Origin of the sequence: Microbacterium sp. W4I20 (assembly GCF_030816505.1) — a bacterium.
In the GTDB taxonomy this organism is placed as follows: domain Bacteria; phylum Actinomycetota; class Actinomycetes; order Actinomycetales; family Microbacteriaceae; genus Microbacterium.
In genome coordinates, this window is sequence record NZ_JAUSYB010000001.1 from 1,501,923 (window position 1) to 1,522,858 (window position 20,936).

A 20,936-nucleotide genomic window follows, 5' to 3' on the forward strand; every position below is an offset into this window, starting at 1 on the left:
GCTTTCTTCTTGACTCCCCGACCTGTGGCTGGACATCCACACAAGGAAAGGAATCATGGAGAGGCTCTCCGCACGGCTGCTGTCGTGGGCATCGCTGATCGACGAGAAGACACTCGCTCAGGCGCACACCACGGCCCGCATGCCGTTCATCCACCCGCACCTGGCGCTGATGCCGGATGCGCACCTCGGCAAGGGGGCGACGGTCGGCTCGGTCATCCCGACGCTCGGGGCGATCATCCCCGCCGCCGTCGGTGTCGACATCGGCTGCGGCATGATCGCCGTCCGCACCCAGTTCACGAAGGGCGACCTCGACGGTCGTGACCTCGCCGAACTCCGGGAGCAGATCGAGCGCGCCATCCCGCTGTCGGCCGGACGTTACAACAACAAGGTCGTCGCGACGGCTGAGCCGCGTATCGCGGAGCTCGAGGCACTGGCCGAGAAGAACGAGTTCGACCCGGAGCAGTACGCGAAGAACTGGCGCCTGCAGCTGGGCACGCTCGGCTCGGGCAACCATTTCATCGAGGTGTCGGTCGACGAGCTCGACCGGATCTGGCTGTTCCTGCACTCGGGCTCGAGGGGTGTCGGCAACAAGATCGCCGGCCACCACATCTCCGTCGCTCAGCGGCTGGCGAAGCGGTGGTGGATCGAGCTTCCCGACCCCGACCTGGCCTACCTGGTCGAGGGGACGCCGGAATTCACCCGGTACATCCGGGAGCTGCGGTGGGCCCAGCACTTCGCCCTACTCAACCGGGAGGAGATGATGGATCGCGTCGTGCGGCAGGTGTCGGAGTTCCTCGGAACCGCGGTGGACGAGCAGGAGCGGATCAACTGCCACCACAACTTCACCGAGTCCGAGAAGCACTACGGCAAGCAGGTCTGGGTGTCGCGCAAGGGCGCGATCCAGGCGGATGCCGGTCGCCCCGGGCTCATCCCCGGCTCGATGGGAACCGCGTCCTACGTGGTGGAGGGGCTCGGCGACCCGCAGTCGTTGAACTCGTCGCCGCACGGTGCCGGCCGGGAGTACTCGCGCTCGGCGGCCCGGAAGACGTTCACGCACGAGCAGCTGCGGGAGGCGATGACAGGCATCGAGTTCCGTGACACGAGCGCCTTCATCGACGAGATCCCGCAGGCGTACAAGCCGATCGACCAGGTGATGGCGGATGCCGCGAGCCTGGTCGCCATCCGGCACACGCTGCGGCAGCTCGTCAACGTGAAGGGCGACTGAGAGAGGGGCCGGGTGGAGCAGTCTCCACCCGGCCCCTGCTACGGCAGAGTGGAGGAACCCAGGATGAAGGAGAACACATGAACGGCGAGGAACTGCAGGAGTGCGCTCGGGCGCGGGTCGAGGAGCTTCCCGGTGCCGTTCTGGAATATCCCTTCGGACCCGAATGGGAGGTGTTCAAGGTGCGGGGCAAGGTGTTCCTGTTGATGATGGATGTCGGCGGTGATCCGAGGGTGACCCTGAAGGCCGACCCGGAGGACAGCAAAGCGCTGCGAGAGCAGTTCGACGCCATCACTCCCGGCTATCACATGAACAAGAAGCACTGGATCACGGTGAACCCCTCCGCGGACCTGGACCCCGAGCTCATCGAGGACCTGGTCACCGATTCGTATCTGCTCGTCGTATCGAACCTTCCGCGGGCGACACGGCCGGTCGACCCTGCCACCTTCGGGCAGGGCGACCGACGCGGTGACGGCTGACCTCAGGCCACCGGCGCCACGTCGGTGGTGCCCGCCGTCTCGACGGAACGGTCGGTGAAGGCGGCCTTCGGGACGAACACCAGCAGCACGGCCGCGGCGAGCGCGGTCACACCGCAGACCACCCACACTGTGAAGTATCCGGCGAGGGATCCGGCCGTGCCCTCAGCCGCACCGGCCGCCGTGCTCGCGACTCCGTTGAGCAGCGCGATGCCGAACACGCACGAGGCGATCGCGCCACCGACGGTCTTCACCGAGTTCGTGAGGCCGGTCGCGACGCCGGTCTGCGACGCGGGAGCTGCGGATGCCGCCGCCGCGGGCAGCGCGGCCACCAGAGCGCCCGAGCCGAGGCCCACCACGACCATGTTCGTGATGACCTGCGCGTACTCGTGGTGGAACGGCAGGAAGAGGAGGAAGCCGATGCCGACGAGAACCGACGCGCCCATCAGCGTCACCCTCGGTGACAGACGACGCGCGACCGTCGGGAACAGCAGAGCACCGGTGATCATCGCGATCAGGTAGACGCCGATGATCAACGACGTCGCGAATCCGGTCGTGCCGAGTCCGTAGCCGTAGGCCGTCGGGTCGGTGCGGGCGAAGGTCGACAGCGGGGCCTGGGCGCCGAGCACGCTGACACCGAAGAGGCCGGCGGTGAGGAACACCGGACCGAGGGCCGGCGAGCGGAACATGCGCACGTCGATCAGCGGGTCGTCGCAGCGCAGCTCCCAGAGTACGAACGGGATCACGAGGAGGAGCCCGGCGACCACGACCGCCCAGGACCAGGGGTTGGTCAGGCCGCCCTCGAGCCGGAGCAGGCTGAGCCCGCCGGTGAAGCAGACGAGGGCGAGGGAGATGAGGACGAGACCGACGGTATCGAAGATGCCGCCGGTGGGATCCGGCGACTCCTTCACGCCGAACAGGATCACGAAGAAGCAGATCACGATGAGGACGGCCGGGACGAGCAGCACGACCGTCAAGGGCAGCACGTCGATCAGCGCACCGCCGACCAGAGCGCCGATGATCGCGCCACCTTCGAGCGCGGCGACCAGGAGTCCCGCGGCCTTGGCCGTGATCGAGGAGCGGCCCTCCATCCGCCGCGAGCGCGACCAGATCAGGGCGATCTCCAGCGGCAGCCACACGACGTAGAAGCCCATCAGCGCCCACGCCGCGAGGAAGATGCCGAACGAGTCGGTGAACGGCAGCACGAGCGCGGCCGCGGCGGTGAGCGCCGTGGAGATCAGCAGCATCCGCTTGTGCCCGATCATGTCGCCGAGCTTCGCGAACGCCGGCACCACGAGTGCAGACAGCATCAGCTGCGCACCCTCCAGCCAGTTCACGTCCGCGTCGTGGATGCCGAGGTGCCGGGCGATGTCGCTGAGCATGGGCGTGTAGTAGCCCTGCAGCACCCCGCTCGTGAACTCGACGAAGGCCAGGAAGCCGACGACGACGGCGAGGGTGCCGAGTGTCCGGGTGCGCGTCATGCGGGATCCTTTTCGGGTTCGGTTCCTGAGTGAGAGGCGGAGCGACGAGACACAGGGCCCGGCAGCCGCTCGAGGAGGGCCCGATGGAACCGCTCTCCGCGTTCCAACGACGCGATCTCGACGCTCTCATCGACCCCGTGGATCGAGGCGCGCTGCGCGTTCGACATGTCCAGTGGAGCGAAGCGGTACACCGCGGGGGCGAAACGATGGAAGTGCCGCGAGTCGGTCGCTGCCATCATCACGTAGGGCACGGCGAGCACCCCCGGATGCGAGACCTCGAGCGCCTCGGCGAGTAGCGCGAACTGCGCGTTGTCGGTCGGCGACTCAGGCGACGGCTCACTCGCTTCGAGCACCTCGACGGTGACGAGCGGGTCGCGAATGCGGCGACGCACGCGCAAGGCGGTCTGCTGGGTCGTCTCCCCCAGGGCGATGCGCAGATTCACGGTGGCGGTGGCCTGCGACGGCAGCACGTTCGCGGCGGTGCCGCCGGACTGCATGGTCGGCGCGACCGTCGTGCGCACGAGCGCCGCAGGTTCGCCACCGAGGGCTGCGAAGACCCGGGCCGTGAGCAACGGTGCGGAGCCGAGAAGTCGCAGCACATGCCGCGCCGGCCCCGGCGTCTGCAGCGCCAGCTGCGACAGCATCCGGAGAATCGCCTTCGACGCGTGCGGGCGGAAAGTGGTGGGACCGAGCCGACCGACCGCCCTCGCGATGCGGCGGACCGCGGTGACCGACGGCGGCGCCGAGGCGTGACCGCCGTCTCCCCGGGCGGACAGCTTCACCGTCATCACGCCCTTCTCCCCCACGCCGATCATCGCCGCGCGACCCGGCACGAAAGGCAGCGGTGCCTCGACCACGGCACCGCCCTCATCGACGACGAGCCAAGGCACGATGCCGCGCTCGCGCAGCACGCGGGCGATCTCCTCCGCGGCTCGACCATATGTCTCCTCGTTGCCGCCGAAAGAGAGATAGACGTCGCGTGCGGGAACGAAACCGTCGGCGAGGAGGTTCTCGACCGCTTCCAGCACGACGATCAGCGGCCCCTTGTCGTCGAGTGCGCCGCGCCCGTAGACCGAGCCGTCGGCGACCACTCCCGCGAACGGCGGATGAGTCCAGTCGTCGCTCTCATCGACCGGGACGACGTCGTAGTGGGCCATCAGCACGACGGGACCATCGGATGCCGCATCGCGACCCACCCAGTGAAACAGCAGCCCGAAATCCGTGTGACGCTCGAGCCGCAACCGCTCGTGCGTGAGCGGGTACAGCTCGGCGAGCAACGCGACGAACTCCTCGAACGGAGCGGGTCCTCGCTCGTCGAGCTCGGCGGACACGGTGGGGATCCGGATCATCCGGGCGAGCCGGTCGGCGATGCCGGGGCGCACGGTCGCTGTGGTCACAGTCGCCATCGTAGCGAGCGGGCGGTCAGTGCCACTGGGTGAGCTTGTCCGGGTTGCGGACGACCAGGATCTCGGTGATGCGATCGCCTTCGACGATGAGCGAGAAGAGGGAGTCGGCGCGGCCCTCGCGCGTCGACAGCAGCGCGATGCCGTCGGTCGTCGCGGTGGTCGTGAGCACGGCGTGCGGATTGAGGCGCGGCAGCCCGAGCAGGAATCGCGAGACCCGGTCGGCCCCGAACACGGGTCGGAGCGCCGCCGACATCTTGCCCCCGCCGTCGGAACGCAGCACGACATCGGGATCGAGCAGCGCGACGAGCTGATCGAGGTCGCCGGTCGTCGACGCGGCGAGGAACGCCCGCGCCACCGCGTCGTGCTGCTGCTTCGATGCGAGTCCCGCCCGACGTTCCCGCACGCGCCGTCGTGCCTGGGAGGCGAGCTGGCGGACGGCATCCTGACTGCGGCCGACCGTCTCGGCGATCTCCGCGAACGGCACACCGAACACGTCGTGCAGCACGAAGGACACCCGCTCGGCAGGGGTGAGCGATTCGAGCACGACGAGCAGTGCCATGCTGACCGACTCGTCGAGCGTGACGCGATCGAGCGGGTCGAGATGGGCCGATGCCACGAGCGGAGAACTGTGCGGAACCGGCTCGGGAAGCCACGGACCGACATAGCTCTCACGGCGCTTGCGGGCGGATCCCAGCACATCCAGACAGATGCGCCCGGCGACCCTGGTCAGCCAGGCGGCCGGATTGAGGATCTCCGCGCGCGCGTCGTCGGAGAGGCGGTACCAGCGCACATACGTCTCCTGCACGGCGTCCTCCGCATCCGCCACGGTTCCGAGCATCCGGTACGCGAGGGCGAGGAGGTTTCGGCGTTCGGCCTCCAGGGCATCGATCTCTTCCATCGCCTCCTATCCTGTCCCTGTCCGGGCCGGTGCGTCGACAGACTTCTTTCGGCGCGCGCCTCACATCTCGCGGTGCCCTGTCGTCGAAGAGGTGTGAGTCGCACAGAAGGAGGAGCACGCATGAGGATCGCTGTCGCATGAGGATCGCTGTCGCAGGAGGAACCGGAGTCGTCGGTCGGCACACCGTGGAGGCGGTGCACGATGCGGGCCACGAGGCGATCGTGATCAGCCGATCGCGCGGAGTCGACCTGGTGACAGGGGAAGGGCTGGATGCTGCGCTGCAGGGCGTCGACGCGGTGATCGACGTGGCGAGCGTCAACACCCTGAAGGCGGCAGCCGCGATCGAGTTCTTCACCGCGGCGACGGGCAACCTCGTCTCGGCGGCGGCGGATGCCGGAGCCTCCCACGTGGTGCTGCTGTCGATCGTCGGGATCGATCGCATCCCCTATGACTACTACGCGGGCAAGGTCGCGCAGGAGAAAGTCGTCGAGGCATCGCGTGTGCCGTGGACCATCCTGCGTGCCACGCAGTTCCACGAGTTCGCGGCGCAGATGTTCGACCGCGCGAAGGTGGGCCCGTTGCACATCGCGCCGAACGCCCGGACGCAGCCGGTGGCCGCTCGCGAGGTCGCCGAGCGGCTGGTGACCCTCGCGACCGGACGACCTCAGGGTCGGGTGCGCGATCTCGCCGGACCGCGCGAGGAGCAGCTCGCCGAGATGATCCGGGCCTTCGCCCGCCACGAGGGATATCGCGGGTGGATACCGGCGCTGAACGTGCCGGGTCCGCAGATGGCGGGCATGCGCGCGGGGGACGCACTGCCCGGGCAGGATGCCGATCTCGGTCGCCAGACGTTCGCCGATTGGCTCGCCGCTCGCTGACGCGGAGGACAATGGAGAGGGTGAGCCTGTTCTCCTTCGCCCCGTCCCGCGGACCGCGGTGGCCCCTGGCGACGCAGGCGGCGCTCGGCATCGCCGTGCCGATCGCGGTGATGACGCTCCTCGGCGACGCGTCGCCCGGGTACATCGCGGCATCCGGTGCATTCACCGTGCTCTTCGCCGGCTCCGCTCCCGCCGTCGACCGGGCCCGCGTGCTTCCGTTGGTTGCCGCGGGGCTCCTGCTCGCAGCGGTGCTCGGGGTGCTGGCATCCGGGAACGACTGGCTGCTCAGCATCGGCGTCGTGGTGGTGGCCGTGGCGAGTGCGGCTCTCGCGTTCGGGTTCCGGCTGGGGCCGCCGGGGCCCCTCTTCTTCATCCTCGTCTTCGGGCTCTCCGCGCACGTCGTCGGCGCAGCATCCGTTCCTCCGCTGGTCTATCTCGCCGCGCTCGCGGCGGGGTGCCTGTTCTCCTACCTGGTGGCGCTCGCGCCACTGCTGCTCCCGCGCATCCGGGCGATTCCGCGGCGTCCGCTGCGCGAACTGCTCCCCGGGCCGGCCTTGACCCTGGATTCGCGCCTTCTGCTGCTCCGGGTCGCCATCGTCGCGGTGATCGGCGTGCTGCTCGGCATCGTGATCGATCCGGAGCGCACGTACTGGATCGTGGGATCCGGGGTCGCGGTGATCGGCGTCGCCGCCGCGCGGAGGGCCGCGTTCGAGCGTGGCCTGCACCGGATGCTGGGCACGGTCGTCGGGGCGGGCGTGTACATCCTGCTCGCGGTGCTGCATCCCGCCGGCTTGTGGCTCGCACTTCTGCTCGGTGTGCTGCAGTTCTCGATCGAGCTCGTCGTGGTGCGCCACTACGCGCTCGCGCTGGCCTTCATCACTCCCCTCGTGCTTCTGCTCACGGGAGCCGCGACCGGCAGCATCGGCTCGCTCGACGTCGCTCTGGAACGGATCATCGACACCGTCGTCGGCGCGGCGCTCGGCGCGGCCTCCGGCCTGCTGCACGCGCGAGCCACCCCCCGCGAGCGCGAATGACCGCTCCCGTGGCAGTTGCTGCGGGTTCCGGACGCGCGAACCCGCAGCAAGTGCCACGGGAGCAGGGGGGTGCGGCGGCGCGACGGGAACATCGGATGCCGGTGGGCGGTTGTAACCACGGAACCTGCGACAGCCCGAGGAGGCAATCTTGCATCTGACTCTCGTCTCCTCGTCGTTCTGCGGTGCCTGCGCGCGGACCCGCTCCGTGCTCTCCGACGCCGCTCGGTTCCTGCCGGACGCGACGGTCACCGAGATCGACGTCGCCCATGAGCCGGATGCTGCGGAAGCCCTCGACATCCGCTTCACCCCGACCGTCATCATCCGCGATGACTCGGGCGCGGAGGTCTTCCGGGCCGAGGGCGTGCCGACCGTCCCTCAGGTGCTGACCGCAGCGGTCAAGGCACTGCCCGCCTGACGAGAAGCCCTTGCGCGGCCACCGTCCTCGGCGGAGACTGGCGTGCATCGATGCCGGGCCGGGACTCGTCCCGCGAACACGGGAGTGCCGTCCATGCCAGATCTCAATCCGTACCTGTCGTTCCGCACCGAGGCGCGGCAGGCGCTCGAGTTCTACCAGAGCGTCCTCGGCGGTGACCTCGACATCAACGTCTTCGGAGACTTCCCCGACATGGTGCAGGATCCCAGCCAGCACGATCTCGTGATGCACGGGCAGCTCAACACCCCGGACGGCCTGGTCCTGATGGCATCGGACACCCCGCTGGGAATGACCTACGAGAAGCCGCAGGGCATCTCGGTGTCGCTCAGCGGCAACACCCAGGAGGTCACCCAGGCCGTGTGGGACAAGCTGTCCGACGGTGCGACGATCACGATGCCGCTCGATGTGCCGCCGTGGGGTGGAACCTTCGGCATGCTCGTCGACCGCTTCGGCATCGCCTGGATGCTGCACGGCGATCCGGAGTGAGCACCACCGGAGGGAGCTGAGGTCAGCCGTGATCAGTGGAGCGCGTTCTCCTCGATGAACGCGCGGAGAGCGTGCTCGTCGTCGGCCATCTCCGTCACGTGCTGCGGCGCATCCAGCATCTCGCGCAGCTCAGGCGCGTACGCGAGCTCGATGCCGATCGCCTCGTGGATCGTCTCGGCGAACTTCTCGGGCTTCGCGGTCTCGAGCACGAGCATCGGAACGCCGGGCTCCAGGTATTCGCGTGCGATCCGCACACCGTCGGCCGTGTGCGGATCGATGATCTCGCCCGTCGACTCGTAGACCGAACGGATCGTCGCCAGCCGATCCTCGTGGGTCGAGGTGCCGCTCACGATGCCGAACTCGTCGACGAAGCGCTCCACCTCGGCGGAGAAGTCGAAGAAGCCCTGCTCGGCGAGGTCGTGCCAGGCGGCGACCACACGGGAGGCGTCGCGCCCGACCAGCTCGAAGATGAAGCGCTCGAGATTCGACGCCTTGGAGATGTCCATCGACGGGCTGGAGGTCGCCAGCGTGTCCGCAGCACTCCGCGGTCGGTAGATGCCGGTGCGGAAGAACTCGTCGAGCACGTTGTTCTCGTTGGCTGCGAGCACGAGCCGACGGATCGGCAGACCCATCTGCTTGGCGTAGAACCCGGAGAGGATGTTGCCGAAGTTGCCCGACGGCACGGTGAAGGAGAGCTCGGTCCAGCCCCCGGCATCCGTCGCTCGCAGCCACGCCCAGAAGTAGTAGACGACCTGCGCCGTGATGCGCGCGAGGTTGATCGAGTTCACCGCGCCGAGGTGCTGGGCGCGCTTGAAGACGAGGTCTCCGGCGAGGTGCTTCACCAGGTTCTGGCAGTCGTCGAAGACGCCCTCGACCGCGATGTTGTGCACGTTCGCGTCGTCGAGCGAGAACATCTGCGCGCGCTGGAAGGCGCTCATGCGACCCTGCGGCGACAGCATGAACACCGCGACGCGCTCCTTGCCGCGGAGCGCATGCTCAGCGGCGGAACCGGTGTCGCCCGAGGTGGCGCCGAGGATGTTGAGCACGGAGTCCCGGCGCTCCAGCGTGTACTCCAGCGCCTGCCCGAGGAACTGCATGGCCATGTCCTTGAACGCCAGCGTCGGCCCCTCGGAGAGTCCGACCAGCGTGATCTCGCCGTCGATGGCGCGCAGCGGCACGACGCCGTCGGGGAAGTCCTCATAGGCGTCGGCGGTCATCCGGGCGAGGTCTTCGCGCGGGATGTCGGTCGCGAACAGGCCGAGCACCTCGGTGGCGAGCTGCGGGTAGGTCAGCGCCCGCCAGCGCTCGAGCGTCTCGCCGTCGACCGCCGGCATCTCGTCGGGGACGGCGAGTCCGCCATCCGGTGCGAGCCCCTCCAGCAGCGTCTCACTGAACGACTGCGGCTGCATGCCGCCGCGGGTGGAGATGAACGGCACGTTGGCTCCTCGGATCGGGACTCGGCCCCTCCATTCTCGCAGGCTGCGATGGTCGGAGATGACGGGATGACGGATGCCGCCGCGCAACGCTCAGAACAGCGACGTCGGCAGTGACCCCTCGTGTTCGAGCAGCCAGCGCTTGGTCTCGAGTCCACGCCCGGCGTCGCCGCCGGAGTATCCGCCGAGGCCGTCGCCGGCGACGACCCGGTGGCAGGGAACGATCAGAGGCACGGGATTCGCGCCCATGATCGACCCGATGCCCCGTGCCGGGACGTCGGTCCCGCTCCGCGCCGCGAGCCCACCGTAGGTGATCGTCTCACCGTGCCGGACCGACTCATGGAGGGCCGTGAGCACGGCGCGGGTCGCCGCCGTCTGCACGCCGAGGTCGATCGGGAGATCGAAGAGCTTCAGCTCCCCCGCGAAGTAGGCGCGCAGCTGATCGATCGCCTCGGCGAGCAGGGCGTCGGGCTCTGCGTCAATGCCCTCCGGGACCGGTGCGCGCCACCCGACGCGGGTGATCGCCGCGCCGTCGCTGACGACGCCGACCACTCCCACCGGGGTGTCGAGCGTGGCGAAAGCGACCATGAGCCGAGGCTACTCCCGCCCGCCGACGTGCGGACCCGTCAGGGCTGCGGGGCTTCGTCGACCACGGTCACCTCGATGGTCCAGCTCGCCCAGGGCAGTCCCGCGGGCATCAGCGTGGTCGACCGATGCGGGTAGGACTCGCGGATGCCGACGATGCGGCCGGTGGCGGTGTCGATGTCAATCTCCGCCAACTGCTGGTCGCCGAAGCCGTTCGGTTCGTCCAGCTCGGTCCGCAGCTCCAGGGTCGTCACCGTTCCTACCGTCTTCCCCACGTCCACGCCGCCGAGCAGACCGAGCACACGCAGAGAGGCGGCGCGCAGATCCGCCGGCATGAGGTCCGTGCTCAGGTATCGACCGATCGCCGAGAAGACGTACGAATCGTCCTCGGATGTCTGGAGGTGATCCCGGTACCAGGCGAGCAGCTGAGCGGGGTCGCGCGGCATCTCGTCGTACGATTCGCGGAACGAATCGAAGTACCTGTCGTCACTGTCCGTGTTCGGGTCCCACTCCTGCAGACCGGCCGGCATCCGTTCGATTCCGCCGGGGTCCGCATCCCGTTCGGGATACGCCTCCACCATGCGCTCGTATGCGGGAAGCGTCTCCGGATCGCCGAACACGTCGACGACCTCGTTCGGGACTCGATCGTCGAGGATCCAATCCTGCGTCCGGTCGCCGGGGACGTACAGGTCGCGAATGCCGCGGGCGTGGACGGCCCCCTCCGACGTCGGCAGATCCGATGAGTTGAACCCCGCCACCGCGGCATCCGAGAGGGCGGGATCGGCATCGGCATCCCAGAGCGAGACCAGTTCATACGTCTCCCGCACGCGAAGGTACTGCCCCGGCGCGAGCACCGGGTCGGTGCTCTCGATCACGATCTCGGCGGTGCCGTCGAGCACCGCCACGGCAGCGGCGGACGCCGTCTGCGGGGCGAGGGGGGCGACGGTACCGGTGATCACAACGGCCACCGCGACTGCCGCAGCGGCAGCCGTGCCCAGCGCCGCGGACCCTCCCCATACCCAGCCACGGCGTGCGCGCCGTCGGGGCGCGTCGGCCATTGCGGAGACGAGCTTCGTCCTCGACCGCTCGATCCTCCCGGGCGCTGCCTCATCCGGCGTGCTGTCGATCTCACGCACGAGCTCCAAGATGTCCATCTTCGATCTCCTTTCCGATCCAGGTGAGTCGGGTCAGCTGCGACCCCGGCGGGGCCAGTTTGCGCCGCACACGGTTGAGGCGCGACCAGACGGTGCCGACCGGCACGCCGAGCGCCTGCGCGACCTCCTCGTGCCCCAGTCCGCCCCACGCGTGGAGCAGCAGAGTCTCCCGATCGCGGGCGGACAGCGCGGCTATCCGGGGCGCCAGCTCGCGGATGGCGGCGGCCGCGTCCATGCGTGTGCCGGCCTCGTCGATTCCCCCGCCACTGGACCGTTCGTCGGCGCCCGCGGATGCCGTCACCGCGCGCCAGTGCTTGGCTTCGGTCGCCCGGTGCCTCGCGGCCACCCGAGAAGCGATCCCGAGCAGCCACGGCCGCGCGGACTCCCAGGCGTGATCGAACGCCGTCCGGCGGCGGAAGGCGACCAGGAACGTCTCGCTCAAGGCATCCTCCGCCGCATCCGCCCCGAGCCGTCGCCGGAGGAAGGCCTCGACCGACACGGCATGCCGGTCGAACACCTCGGCGAAAGCCTGAGGGCTCTGTGCCGAGCGGCGGATGATGTCGCTGTCTGTGCTCACACTGGGTATTCTTCGATCCCGCCGATCACCTTCACGTTTTTCTGACCACGATGGGGAGATCACCCGGTTGTCCGGGGATGGCAGCCGGTCTCTACTTCGTCGGCCATCGTCTCGTTATACCGGATTCACCACCGGGCACGGAGCATCCGGCGTGCCGCCCCTCGCTCAGCCCGTTCACCCGACATCGTGCCAGAGCCCCGCCCAGTGGGTGGGTGTCAGGTCGCGCGGAAGGCGCTCCCGCGACGCCCCGACGGCTCTCAAAGCATCTCGAGCCCGCGGTCTCGTGACACGGGCCGCCGAGCTGACGATGGCATCGAGCGAGGATCCGCGGGCGGTGAACATCGTCCGGACGAACCCTTCATACGCGCGACGTTCGCCGACCGGCACGAGCGGCGAGCCGCGCCGCGAGATCGACAGCAGTCCTCCGTCGACGCTCGGCTGCGGCGAGAAGCCCCACGACGGCACCCGACCCTGCAGCTCGAACTCGAACCACGGGGCCGACTGCGCGGTCATCATCGTGCTGCCGCCGACACCGGCGCGCTTGCGGGCGACCTCCCACTGAGTGAGCAGCACTGCGTGCCGCCAGGTGCCGGTGGAGAGGAGTCGGCGCAGGATCGGCGTCGTCAGGTGGAAGGGGATGTTGCCGACCACGACATCCGCGTCGAGCGGGTGTCGCAGGGCATCCGCGCACTCGACGCGCACGCCGGGCAGGCGCCCGCGCAGTCGGCGCACGCGGTGCTCATCGATGTCGATGGCTGCGAGCGGACGCCCGAGATCCGCGAGCGACCGCGTCAGAGCGCCGTCGCCGGCCCCGAGTTCGAGGATCGACCCCGAGGTGTCGCGGACGAGAGCGGTGATGCGGCCGAGCGTCGGTCGGTGGGTGAGGAAGTTCTGGCCGAGTTCGTGTCGGCCGCCATGAAGAGAACGAGGCATGAGTGCGCTCCAGAAAGAAGAATCGGAGCACCTCGGACGAGGGAGGACGCGAAGAAGCGTCAGTGAGGATCGCCCGTCCCGAGGTGCGATGACATCTCGATGGACGGCGCGCAGATGCGTGCGAGAAGCGAGCGCGCCGTCAGGCGCGGCGGTCGCGGAACACGAGGGTGCGCCCCATCACGGGCGCGAAGAATATTGTTCCCATGGCTGACAGCCTAGCGAGGCCATGGCCGGTGACTCCCGTCAGATCCAGCCGCGCTCTTCCGCGATCAGCACGGCCTGCTGACGTGTGCCGACATGCAGCTTGCCGAGGATCACCGAGATGTGGTTGCGCACAGTCCCCGGCGCGAGGGCGAGTGCGCGGGCGATCTGCCCCGTGGTCTCGCCGCGTCGACCGGCGCGCAGCACATCGAGTTCGCGATCGGTCAACGGCGAGCGCTCGTCGCTGAGGGCATCGGCGGCGATCTCCGGGTCGACGTAGCGCGCACCGGCGGCGACCCGTCTGATGACGGCGGCCACCTCGTCGGCGCCGCGGGACTTGGGCAGGAAACCGGCGACCCCCGACGCGAGTGCCCGGCGGAGCACGCCGGGTCGGGCATGACGGGTGACGACGACGCAGCGGGTGGAGATCGCGCGGTTCAGCCGCTCGGCGACCTGCACCCCGTCGAGTCCCGGCATCTCGAGGTCCAGCAGGCACACGTCGGGTTGCAGACGCAGCGCCTCGGCGACGGCCTGCTCGCCGTCCTCGCACTCGGCGACCACATCGATGTCGTCCTCCAGGCGCAGGAGCGCGGCGAGGGCGGAACGGATCATCACCTCGTCGTCGGCGAGCAGCACCCGGATCATCGGTTCGCCTCGGCATCCGACGGCACGGTCACCACGACCACGAACTCCTCGCCCTCTGCATGCACGGCGAGCGTGCCATGCACCTCGTCGATCCGACGACGGATGCCGTCCAACCCGGAGCCGTCCTCTCCCGGCTCGGCGCCGGGCACCGCGTCGTTGGCGATCTCGTAGCGCCAGGCATCCGTCGTGCGGGTCAGGGCGAGGCGCGCATGGCGGCCCCCGCCGTGACGCAGCACATTGGTCGTCGTCTCGCGGATGACCGGACCGAGAGCGGATGCCGGGGCGGCAGCCGCACCCGCATCGATGAGCGCCTCCACCTCCAACCCGGCGGCGCGGAGCAGGTCACGGGCGTTGGCGAGCTCGTCGCTCAGCGGCACGGAGCGATAGCGGGTCGCGAGGTCCCGAGTGCCCTGACGAGCCTCGTCGACGCTCACTCGGGCGGCGCGGAGCTGCTCCATGCCGGCATCCGGATCTCTCGGCAGGAGCCTTTCGGCCAGTTCCAGCTGCAGCGCGATGACCTGGAGGTGATGCCCCTGCAGGTCATGCACGTCGGTCGCGACGCGCAGTCGCTCCTGCGTCGCCGCGAGCCGTGCTTCCGACGCGCGGGCGCGATCGAGGGTCACCATCACGTCCCAGAACCACAGCGAGCTGACGGTCATGGACGGCAGCAGGGCACCCATCACCACAGGCACCAGCCAGGGCGTCCCCGCACCCGGAATACTCGCGGATGAATCGACGAAAGCGAGCAATGCCAAGAGCACGGTCGCGGCGATGACCACCCGGAAACGCACCCCGCGCGACCAGTTCAGCAGCACCAGCGACTGCACGAGAGGCATCACGGCCAGCTGCCAGCTGCCGGTCAGCGGCCCGGCGACCGCGCCGAACGCCGCAGCGACGAGCAGAGGGAAGGCGAGTCTCCTCCAAGGAACTCCCGGTCCTGCATCGATGCGGTGGCGATAATCGAGCAGCAGCAGGAACGTCGAAGCGCACCAGAGCAGTCCCCCGACCGCCATGAAGAGCACAAGAGCCCCGCGCGTGTCGGTGGCCGCGACCGTGAGCACCCAGAAGCTCATGACCATGAGCTCGATGAACAGGACCGCGGACGCCGTGTACCACCAGGTGGCGTTGACTCCACGGGTCAGGTACAGGGCTCCCGCGTACGGTTCCTCGGGGGCGACGGGCTCGGTGCTGCTGCTCACGCTCAACACCATACGGGTGTGACAGATGTCACGGTCGCGGCGGGCGATCCACCCGGCAAGCGATGACGGGCCGGCACTGTCACCCGCGGGGCGGAGGCGATGGACTGTCGTCATGAACCTCATCGAGATCTTCCAGAACTGGGTCGCCCAGGTGCCCGACCTCGTGCAGCCGCTCATCGTCGCCCTCGCCGGCGCGATCCCCTTCATCGAAGGAGAGGGCGCGGCGAGCATCGGGATCATCGGCGGCATCCACCCCGTCATCGCCGCCATCGCCGCCATCGTCGGCAACTTCGTGTGCGTCGCCGTGCTGGTGCTCGCGAGCTCCGGGGCGCGCAAGGCCATCGTGAACCGCTCGCGGGTCGGCGAGCCTGCCCTCACCGGAACGGATGGAGGACCCGTGCCGGATGCCCCGGTCGAGGCTCCCCAGACAGACCGCAAGGCCGCACGCCGAGAGAAGTTCCAGCGGGCGTTCGAGCGCTACGGCGTTCCGGGCGTGAGCCTGCTCGGCCCGCTCCTGCTGCCGACGCATTTCACCGCGACGATGCTGGCCGCCGCGGGTATCGGCAAGGCGCGCGTGCTGTTCTGGCAGGCGCTCGCCATCATCGGCTGGACCACCATCGTGGCCGTGATCGTCGGGAGCGCGGTCTCCGCGATCAGCTGACCACGTACGATCCATCGCTCGAGGCGCCGAATCGTGTTTCAGTGGACCGATCCGACGAACTCGCGTCATCATCCGATGGGGTCGACGTCTTGCATATGACGGAAGTCCGAGCCTTTGGGGATATCGGCTCGCTTCGACGTCGGGCCGCCCACCCCTCACACAGAGCGGCCCGCGGATGGGGTCCTCCCCGGACCCCATCCGCATCCCCAGCCCCCATCCGCCTTCGTCACCCGGTGCGTCGTAATGATGCCGGATCAGGCTCCTTCACCGTTGTATCGTCTCAATCCCGACCACTCGCGACGTGGACGTCGTAGCAAGAAGACGAGGCATCATGGCCAACTCCGGTGAACACACGGGCGGTGACTCCGACGCCCACCTGCTCCGGCTCAGCCGCGAGGGTGACCGCCGTGCCTTCTCCGAACTCTGGCGACGGCACGCTCCGACGGCCGTGGCCTACGCGCGAAGCCTCGGCGCCGCGCCGCCCGACCCCGAAGACGTCGTCTCGGACGCGTTCGTCCGCATCCTCCAGCTGCTGCGCACGGGGAAGGGACCCGAAGAGAGGTTCCGGCCGTACCTGCTGACGACCGTGCGCAACACCTGGCTGACGGCCTCTCGGCGCGCGCCCGCCACCGTTCCGCTGGATGCTGCGGAAGACCCGCCGTCGCGCATCGGCACGGTCGACATCGAGGCGATGGTGAACTCCGCGGCGCTCTCCGAGGCGTTCTGCGCCCTCCCCGAGCGGTGGCAGCACGCGCTGTGGCTCAGCGAGGTCGAACAGCTGCCGCCGCGGGAGATCGCCGAGGTGCTCGGCCTGCGGCCGAACGCGGTGGCAGCCCTGACGTACCGCGCGAGGGATGGACTCCGGAAGGCTTGGATCGGCGCGCATCTCCGCCGGGCTCCGGCGGGCTCCGACCACGTGCGAGTGATCGAGCTGCTCGGCTCGCACGTGCAGGGCGACCTGGGCCCGCGTCCGCAGAAGTTCGTCGACGAGCACCTCGCATCGTGCGGCGAGTGCCGTGCCGCCGAGAGCGAAGCGCGGCACCTGGCACGCGCCATCACTCTGGGACCGCTGCTGGTCGGCGGAGCCGGGCTCGTCATCGCGCCGACCTTCTTCCCCGTCCAACAGGCCGCGGCGACGGTTCTCACGGACACGGCGAACGCCTCGGGGTTGCTCGGGACGCCTGCCGCCCTGCAGCCGGCGGTCGCGGCGGTCGGGCACGCCGCGCCAGTGCTCTGGCCCGTCGCGGCGTCGGTCGCCATCGCGCTCGCGGTGGGCGGTGCCCTGTTCACGCGCACGCCCACCGAGCCGGACGCGACCGTGGTCGCGCCCGCCATCGGAGTGTCTCCGCCAGCGGCCTCCCCCGAGACGTCTGCGCCGACCCCGGCGCCGCCCGCGCCGACACTGCCTGCTCCGGAGACCCTGCCCACTCCTGAGCCGTTTCCCGCTCCTGAGCCGGCTCCCGCACCTGATCCGCCCCAGGAGCTCAGCCCGCCGGTCAGCGATCCGCCGGTCGGCGATCTGCCGGTCGATGGTCCACCGGTCGATGGTCCGCCCGTCGTATCGCCGCCCGCGGACGATCGTGCGGCGATTCAGCCCCCCGATGCAGACAGCGACGTGACCACCGCGCCCGCCGACGGGGTCGAGGAGATTCCCGGGGTTCTCCCGTACTCCGCCCTCCCCGCCACGACGGTTCCGGTCACCGTGGACGCACTCCCTCCGGCTCCCCTGATCGACCTCTCCGTCTTCCTCGGATCGTCCTACGGCATCGATCGAAACGCGACGGTCTCGATCACGGGACCCTCCTGCGCGACACTCATGATCGTGATCGGTGACCAGGATGCCGGGCTCACGGTGCAGCTCGACGCTCAGGGCCTCTGGTCGGGACGTCTCCCCCTCCCCTCTGCGGGCGAGCGCTACGCCCTGTCGGTCTACCGCACGTCCCCGGACGGCGCCGTCGCCGACCTCGCCGCACGGCGCCAGGTCTGGCCCTGAGAATATACAGAATTTCCTGAATTCAGCATCCGCTGTACTGTGGATTCGTGCCCACCGCTTCCGCTTCCCTCACCCACACCGCCGCCGTCGCGCGCCTCGGACATGCGCTCTCCGACGCGACGCGGGCCGGGGTCCTGCTCGCGCTCCGCGGAGCCCCGCGCTACCCGGCCGAGCTCGCCGACGCCTTAGGCGTATCCCGGCAGGTGATGTCGAACCACCTGGCCTGCCTCCGGGGATGCGGACTCGTCGAGAGCGTTCCCGACGGTCGCCGCAGCAGCTATCGCCTCGCCGACCCCCACCTGGCGCCGGCCCTCGACGAGCTGATGCGCGTCACGCTCCTGGTGGAACCGGGATGCTGCGACGGCGACAGCTGCACCTGCTGATGACGACGACGCTCTCCAACCCTCGGCGCGCGACGCTGCACCGTCGCATCCGCCTGATCGTCGCCCTCACGATCGGCTACAACCTGATCGAGGCCGCCGTCGCGATCACCGCCGGCTCGCTCGCCTCTTCCGCAGCCCTGGTCGGCTTCGGACTCGATTCCACGATCGAGGTGCTCTCCGCCGCAGCAGTGGCGTGGCAGTTCACCCGCCGCGATCCCGAGCGCTGGGAGAAGCCGACCCTGCGCGTCATCGCGGTCGCCTTCTTCGCACTCGCCCTGTACGTCGCGGCGACGTCGGTCCTCGCACTGGTCACCGCCGAGCGTCCGGAGCACAGCACCATCGGCATCGTCTTGACCGCCGTCAGCGTCGTCATCATGCCGTTCCTGTCTTACGCAGAACGCCGCGCCGGCCGCGAGCTGGGTTCGGCGACGGCGGTCGCCGACTCGATGCAGACGCTCATCTGCACCTACCTGTCGGCGGCTGTACTGGTCGGACTCCTCGCCAACTCCCTGCTCGGGTGGTGGTGGGCCGACGCCGTCGCAGGACTCGTCATCGCCGCATTCGCCGTCCGCGAAGGTGTCGAAGCGTGGAAGGGCGATGCGTGCGCCACCTCGGTGGGGATGATCCTGGAAGACGATCACGACGATCAGGACGCCCCGCACGACTGACGCACACGCTGCCCGTAGGTTGGGGGGATGGATGCTCCCGCGTCACAGCACCACGACCTCGCCGGCCGCACGATTCTCATCACGGGCGCCAACGCCGGAATAGGCTACTGGTGCGCCGAGCGACTGGCCGCTCGTGGAGCGCGTGTACTGCTCGGTTGCCGTTCGGCCGAGCGCGCGCAGACCGCCGTCGACGCGATCCTGGGCCGCGTTCCCGGAGCGGTCCTGCGCGTCATCCCCCTCGATCTCGGCTCGCTGGAGAGCATCGCCGGCGGTGCCGCAGCCATCGACGAGCGCCTCGACGCGGTGATCTGCAACGCCGGGGTGAAGACCGCACGGCCCGAGGCACGGACCGCCGATGGCCTCGACCTCATGATGGGGACCAACTTCCTCGGCCACTTCGCCCTCGTCGGCCAGGTCGAGCCGCTGCTCGCCGACGACGGCCGCGTCGTGGCGGTCGGATCGCTCGCCCACCGCTTCGCCCAGCTCGACCCCGCACGGCTTTCCGCCCCCTGGCGCGGCTCTGCGCTTCGCCAGTACGGTCGCTCCAAGGCCGCGCTGATGGCGTTCGCCTTCGAGCTCGACCGCCGCTGGGCGGGCTCTGCGCGGTCGGCCGTGTGCGCGCATCCGGGCTACGCCGTCGATCCGCTCACCGCGCAGCGTGAAGGCCTGATCACGACGCCGGGGCCGGTGCGAGCCCTCGCCGCGCTCGCTCGTCCCGTCGTGCAGGGTAAAGACGACGGAGCCGCCCCCGTGATCCATGCGGCGACCTCGGCCGATGTCGTGAGCGGCGACTACTGGGGGCCGGGCGGACTGCTCGAGTTCCGCGGAGCCCCGAAGCGGGTGACGGCATCCGACGAGGTGCGGTCGGCGCGCACCGGGGTCCCTCTCTGGTCGGCGGCGGAGGCCCTGACCGGCACGCGCTTCCCGACCTGACGTCGCGATGTCCGACTCCGGCCGACGCTTCACGGAGTATCCGACGCTTCACGGAGCATCCCACCGGGAAGCCTCCGCGAAGCGTCATCTCCTCCGCGAACCGTCGGGCCCGGTCAGGAGAGTTCCTTCTGCTCCTCGCCGACCGGCGCCGCGGTGGTCCCGACGGACCCACGGTCGCCGCGCGTCTTGAGCAGGCTCGCGACCGTCGCGACGGTGATCGTGGCGCCGATGAACAGCAGCGAGAACCAGATCGGGATCTCGGGCGCCCACAGCATCGGCTCACCACCGTTGAGGAACGGCAGCTCGTTCACGTGGAGCGCGTGCAGCACGAGCTTCACGCCGATGAACGCGAGGATCACCGCGAGGCCCTGAGCGAGGTAGACGAGCCGCTCGAGGAGTCCGCCGATGAGGAAGTACAGCTGGCGCAACCCCATGAGTGCGAAGGCGTTCGCGGTGAACACGATGTAGGCCTCGTCGGTGAGACCGTAGATCGCGGGGATCGAATCGACCGCGAAGACGAGGTCGATGAACCCGATCGCGATGATCGTCAGCAGCATCGGGGTGACGAAGCGCGTGCCACCCTTGCGCACGGTGAGCTTGTCCTCGTGGTACTCGTTCGTCACCGGGAGGTGCCGGCGGACGAACGTCATGAAGCGGCCGTTCGCGGGGTCGCTCTCGTGGCTGCTGAACGCCTGCCGGTAGGCGAGGAAGAGCAGCAGCGCGCCGAACAGGTAGAAGATCCAGGAGAAGTTCTCGATGAGCGTGGCGCCGACCGCGATGAAGATGCCGCGCAGGATCAGCGCGATCACGATGCCGATCATCAGCACCTTCTGCTGGTAGATCTTCGGCACCGCGAAGCCGGTCATCACGATGAGGAACACGAAGAGGTTGTCGATCGACAGCGCCTTCTCGGTCAGGTATCCGGCGAAGTACTCGCCGCCGAACGTCCAGCCGGAGAAGACGCCGATGCCGACGCCGAACAGCACGGCGAGGCCGATGTAGAACGCCGACCAGCGGGCGGATTCGGCGATCGAGGGCTCATGCGGCTTCCGCACGTGAGCGAAGAACTCGTAGACGAAGAACGCGATCGTGACCGCGATGGTGATGACCCAGATCAGGGGGGTGATTTCCAACAGGGACTCCAGACTCGGGGTGCAAAAGCACCGCCAAAGTCTTCTCCATTCCTGAGATCAGGAACCGGTGGGCCGGGATGCGACGTGCATCCGTAGTGACGACCCGACCGTGTCGGAGTACTCC

22 protein-coding genes and 1 pseudogene are annotated in these 20,936 nt (G+C 69.2%); 11 read left to right on the forward strand and 12 right to left on the reverse strand.

Features of this window, described 5'->3' with window-relative positions; translation table 11 throughout:
• Nucleotides 1-55 precede the first annotated feature (55 nt).
• Together QFZ21_RS07320 and QFZ21_RS07325 are read left to right on the forward strand one after the other, a co-directional pair.
• Nucleotides 56-1,225 carry an RtcB family protein gene (locus QFZ21_RS07320; RefSeq protein ID WP_307376083.1) on the forward strand — a complete coding sequence of 390 codons (1,170 nt, stop codon included), beginning with the start codon at nt 56-58 and terminating at the stop codon, nt 1,223-1,225.
• Nucleotides 1,226-1,302: 77 nt separating this feature from the next.
• Nucleotides 1,303-1,701: an MmcQ/YjbR family DNA-binding protein gene (locus QFZ21_RS07325; protein ID WP_307376085.1), complete on the forward strand. Its 399-nt coding sequence runs from the start codon at nt 1,303-1,305 to the stop codon at nt 1,699-1,701.
• A 2-nt stretch (nt 1,702-1,703) separates the two neighbouring features.
• Here the strand turns inward: QFZ21_RS07325 and QFZ21_RS07330 are convergent, their stop codons facing one another.
• From QFZ21_RS07330 to sigJ, 3 genes are read right to left on the reverse strand one after another with little or no spacing between them, the layout of a single operon-like run.
• A complete protein-coding gene (locus QFZ21_RS07330; protein ID WP_307376087.1) occupies nt 1,704-3,179 on the reverse strand; it encodes an MFS transporter in 1,476 nt (491 codons plus the stop codon).
• Complete coding sequence (locus tag QFZ21_RS07335) at nt 3,176-4,585, reverse strand: M20/M25/M40 family metallo-hydrolase (RefSeq protein WP_373426004.1); 1,410 nt, start codon at nt 4,583-4,585, stop codon at nt 3,176-3,178. The genes QFZ21_RS07330 and QFZ21_RS07335 overlap by 4 nt, the downstream gene beginning before the upstream one ends.
• A gap of 16 nt (nt 4,586-4,601) precedes the next feature.
• Nucleotides 4,602-5,483, reverse strand: a complete 882-nt coding sequence (gene sigJ / locus QFZ21_RS07340; protein WP_307376092.1) for an RNA polymerase sigma factor SigJ — start codon at nt 5,481-5,483, stop codon at nt 4,602-4,604.
• 137 nt (nt 5,484-5,620) lie between these two features.
• Here sigJ and QFZ21_RS07345 point away from each other — a divergent pair, with 137 nt between their 5' ends.
• The 4 genes from QFZ21_RS07345 (at nt 5,621) to QFZ21_RS07360 (ending at nt 8,314) form a co-directional block, all read left to right on the forward strand.
• Complete coding sequence (locus tag QFZ21_RS07345; protein ID WP_307376094.1) at nt 5,621-6,361, forward strand: SDR family oxidoreductase; 741 nt, start codon at nt 5,621-5,623, stop codon at nt 6,359-6,361.
• 11 nt (nt 6,362-6,372) lie between these two features.
• The gene (locus QFZ21_RS07350) at nt 6,373-7,395 is read left to right on the forward strand and encodes an FUSC family protein (protein WP_373426005.1); all 1,023 of its coding nucleotides are present in this window, start codon (nt 6,373-6,375) and stop codon (nt 7,393-7,395) included.
• A 148-nt stretch (nt 7,396-7,543) separates the two neighbouring features.
• On the forward strand, nt 7,544-7,810 hold the full coding sequence (locus QFZ21_RS07355; RefSeq protein WP_307376098.1) for a thioredoxin family protein: 267 nt from the start codon (nt 7,544-7,546) through the stop codon (nt 7,808-7,810).
• A 93-nt stretch (nt 7,811-7,903) separates the two neighbouring features.
• Nucleotides 7,904-8,314 (forward strand): VOC family protein, encoded by a 411-nt coding sequence (locus QFZ21_RS07360; RefSeq protein ID WP_307376102.1) that lies wholly within the window; start codon nt 7,904-7,906, stop codon nt 8,312-8,314.
• Nucleotides 8,315-8,346: 32 nt separating this feature from the next.
• Here the strand turns inward: QFZ21_RS07360 and thrC are convergent, their stop codons facing one another.
• The 8 genes and pseudogenes from thrC to QFZ21_RS07395 form a co-directional block, all read right to left on the reverse strand.
• Complete coding sequence (thrC, locus tag QFZ21_RS07365; RefSeq protein ID WP_307376104.1) at nt 8,347-9,750, reverse strand: threonine synthase; 1,404 nt, start codon at nt 9,748-9,750, stop codon at nt 8,347-8,349.
• Nucleotides 9,751-9,840: 90 nt separating this feature from the next.
• Nucleotides 9,841-10,128 carry a methylated-DNA--[protein]-cysteine S-methyltransferase gene (locus tag QFZ21_RS21040; protein ID WP_373426042.1) on the reverse strand — a complete coding sequence of 96 codons (288 nt, stop codon included), beginning with the start codon at nt 10,126-10,128 and terminating at the stop codon, nt 9,841-9,843.
• A 15-nt stretch (nt 10,129-10,143) separates the two neighbouring features.
• Nucleotides 10,144-10,323: pseudogene (locus QFZ21_RS21045) on the reverse strand (methylated-DNA--[protein]-cysteine S-methyltransferase); the annotation flags it as partial.
• Nucleotides 10,324-10,373: 50 nt separating this feature from the next.
• Complete coding sequence (locus QFZ21_RS07375; protein WP_307376110.1) at nt 10,374-11,486, reverse strand: hypothetical protein; 1,113 nt, start codon at nt 11,484-11,486, stop codon at nt 10,374-10,376.
• The gene (locus tag QFZ21_RS07380) at nt 11,461-12,063 is read right to left on the reverse strand and encodes an RNA polymerase sigma factor (RefSeq protein ID WP_307376113.1); all 603 of its coding nucleotides are present in this window, start codon (nt 12,061-12,063) and stop codon (nt 11,461-11,463) included. The genes QFZ21_RS07375 and QFZ21_RS07380 overlap by 26 nt, the downstream gene beginning before the upstream one ends.
• 174 nt (nt 12,064-12,237) lie before the next feature.
• Nucleotides 12,238-12,996, reverse strand: coding sequence for a 23S ribosomal RNA methyltransferase Erm (erm, locus tag QFZ21_RS07385; RefSeq protein ID WP_307376115.1), 759 nt, complete (start codon nt 12,994-12,996; stop codon nt 12,238-12,240).
• Between the two features lie 243 nt (nt 12,997-13,239).
• Nucleotides 13,240-13,842, reverse strand: a complete 603-nt coding sequence (locus QFZ21_RS07390) for a response regulator transcription factor (RefSeq protein WP_307376118.1) — start codon at nt 13,840-13,842, stop codon at nt 13,240-13,242.
• The gene (locus QFZ21_RS07395) at nt 13,839-15,041 is read right to left on the reverse strand and encodes a sensor histidine kinase (RefSeq protein ID WP_307376121.1); all 1,203 of its coding nucleotides are present in this window, start codon (nt 15,039-15,041) and stop codon (nt 13,839-13,841) included. The genes QFZ21_RS07390 and QFZ21_RS07395 overlap by 4 nt, the downstream gene beginning before the upstream one ends.
• 112 nt (nt 15,042-15,153) lie before the next feature.
• Between QFZ21_RS07395 and QFZ21_RS07400 the strand changes: the two genes are divergently transcribed.
• From QFZ21_RS07400 to QFZ21_RS07420, 5 genes are all read left to right on the forward strand, one after another.
• On the forward strand, nt 15,154-15,702 hold the full coding sequence (locus tag QFZ21_RS07400) for a small multidrug efflux protein (RefSeq protein WP_307376123.1): 549 nt from the start codon (nt 15,154-15,156) through the stop codon (nt 15,700-15,702).
• Between the two features lie 331 nt (nt 15,703-16,033).
• Entirely contained in the window at nt 16,034-17,695 is a 1,662-nt protein-coding gene (locus QFZ21_RS07405) for a sigma-70 family RNA polymerase sigma factor (RefSeq protein WP_307376126.1), read from the forward strand.
• Between the two features lie 47 nt (nt 17,696-17,742).
• Nucleotides 17,743-18,078 carry a helix-turn-helix transcriptional regulator gene (locus tag QFZ21_RS07410; protein ID WP_307376128.1) on the forward strand — a complete coding sequence of 112 codons (336 nt, stop codon included), beginning with the start codon at nt 17,743-17,745 and terminating at the stop codon, nt 18,076-18,078.
• Complete coding sequence (locus tag QFZ21_RS07415) at nt 18,048-18,746, forward strand: cation diffusion facilitator family transporter (RefSeq protein ID WP_373426006.1); 699 nt, start codon at nt 18,048-18,050, stop codon at nt 18,744-18,746. The genes QFZ21_RS07410 and QFZ21_RS07415 overlap by 31 nt, the downstream gene beginning before the upstream one ends.
• Before the next feature lie 27 nt (nt 18,747-18,773).
• Nucleotides 18,774-19,679, forward strand: coding sequence for an SDR family NAD(P)-dependent oxidoreductase (locus QFZ21_RS07420; RefSeq protein WP_307376130.1), 906 nt, complete (start codon nt 18,774-18,776; stop codon nt 19,677-19,679).
• A gap of 113 nt (nt 19,680-19,792) precedes the next feature.
• Here the strand turns inward: QFZ21_RS07420 and QFZ21_RS07425 are convergent, their stop codons facing one another.
• Complete coding sequence (locus QFZ21_RS07425; protein WP_307376133.1) at nt 19,793-20,812, reverse strand: TerC family protein; 1,020 nt, start codon at nt 20,810-20,812, stop codon at nt 19,793-19,795.
• Between the last annotated feature and the right edge of the window lie 124 nt (nt 20,813-20,936).

What these genes read in the sequence shown, in the direction of transcription:
- QFZ21_RS07320 (WP_307376083.1), top strand. Translation starts at nt 56, where the DNA reads ATGGAGAGGCTCTCCGCACGGCTGCTGTCGTGGGCATCGCTGATCGAC.
- QFZ21_RS07325 (WP_307376085.1), top strand. Translation starts at nt 1,303, where the DNA reads ATGAACGGCGAGGAACTGCAGGAGTGCGCTCGGGCGCGGGTCGAGGAG.
- QFZ21_RS07330 (WP_307376087.1), bottom strand. Translation starts at nt 3,179, where the DNA reads ATGACGCGCACCCGGACACTCGGCACCCTCGCCGTCGTCGTCGGCTTC.
- QFZ21_RS07335 (WP_373426004.1), bottom strand. Translation starts at nt 4,585, where the DNA reads ATGGCGACTGTGACCACAGCGACCGTGCGCCCCGGCATCGCCGACCGG.
- sigJ (WP_307376092.1), bottom strand. Translation starts at nt 5,483, where the DNA reads ATGGAAGAGATCGATGCCCTGGAGGCCGAACGCCGAAACCTCCTCGCC.
- QFZ21_RS07345 (WP_307376094.1), top strand. Translation starts at nt 5,621, where the DNA reads ATGAGGATCGCTGTCGCAGGAGGAACCGGAGTCGTCGGTCGGCACACC.
- QFZ21_RS07350 (WP_373426005.1), top strand. Translation starts at nt 6,373, where the DNA reads ATGGAGAGGGTGAGCCTGTTCTCCTTCGCCCCGTCCCGCGGACCGCGG.
- QFZ21_RS07360 (WP_307376102.1), top strand. Translation starts at nt 7,904, where the DNA reads ATGCCAGATCTCAATCCGTACCTGTCGTTCCGCACCGAGGCGCGGCAG.
- QFZ21_RS07375 (WP_307376110.1), bottom strand. Translation starts at nt 11,486, where the DNA reads ATGGACATCTTGGAGCTCGTGCGTGAGATCGACAGCACGCCGGATGAG.
- erm (WP_307376115.1), bottom strand. Translation starts at nt 12,996, where the DNA reads ATGCCTCGTTCTCTTCATGGCGGCCGACACGAACTCGGCCAGAACTTC.
- QFZ21_RS07390 (WP_307376118.1), bottom strand. Translation starts at nt 13,842, where the DNA reads ATGATCCGGGTGCTGCTCGCCGACGACGAGGTGATGATCCGTTCCGCC.
- QFZ21_RS07400 (WP_307376123.1), top strand. Translation starts at nt 15,154, where the DNA reads ATGAACCTCATCGAGATCTTCCAGAACTGGGTCGCCCAGGTGCCCGAC.
- QFZ21_RS07405 (WP_307376126.1), top strand. Translation starts at nt 16,034, where the DNA reads ATGGCCAACTCCGGTGAACACACGGGCGGTGACTCCGACGCCCACCTG.
- QFZ21_RS07415 (WP_373426006.1), top strand. Translation starts at nt 18,048, where the DNA reads ATGCTGCGACGGCGACAGCTGCACCTGCTGATGACGACGACGCTCTCC.
- QFZ21_RS07420 (WP_307376130.1), top strand. Translation starts at nt 18,774, where the DNA reads ATGGATGCTCCCGCGTCACAGCACCACGACCTCGCCGGCCGCACGATT.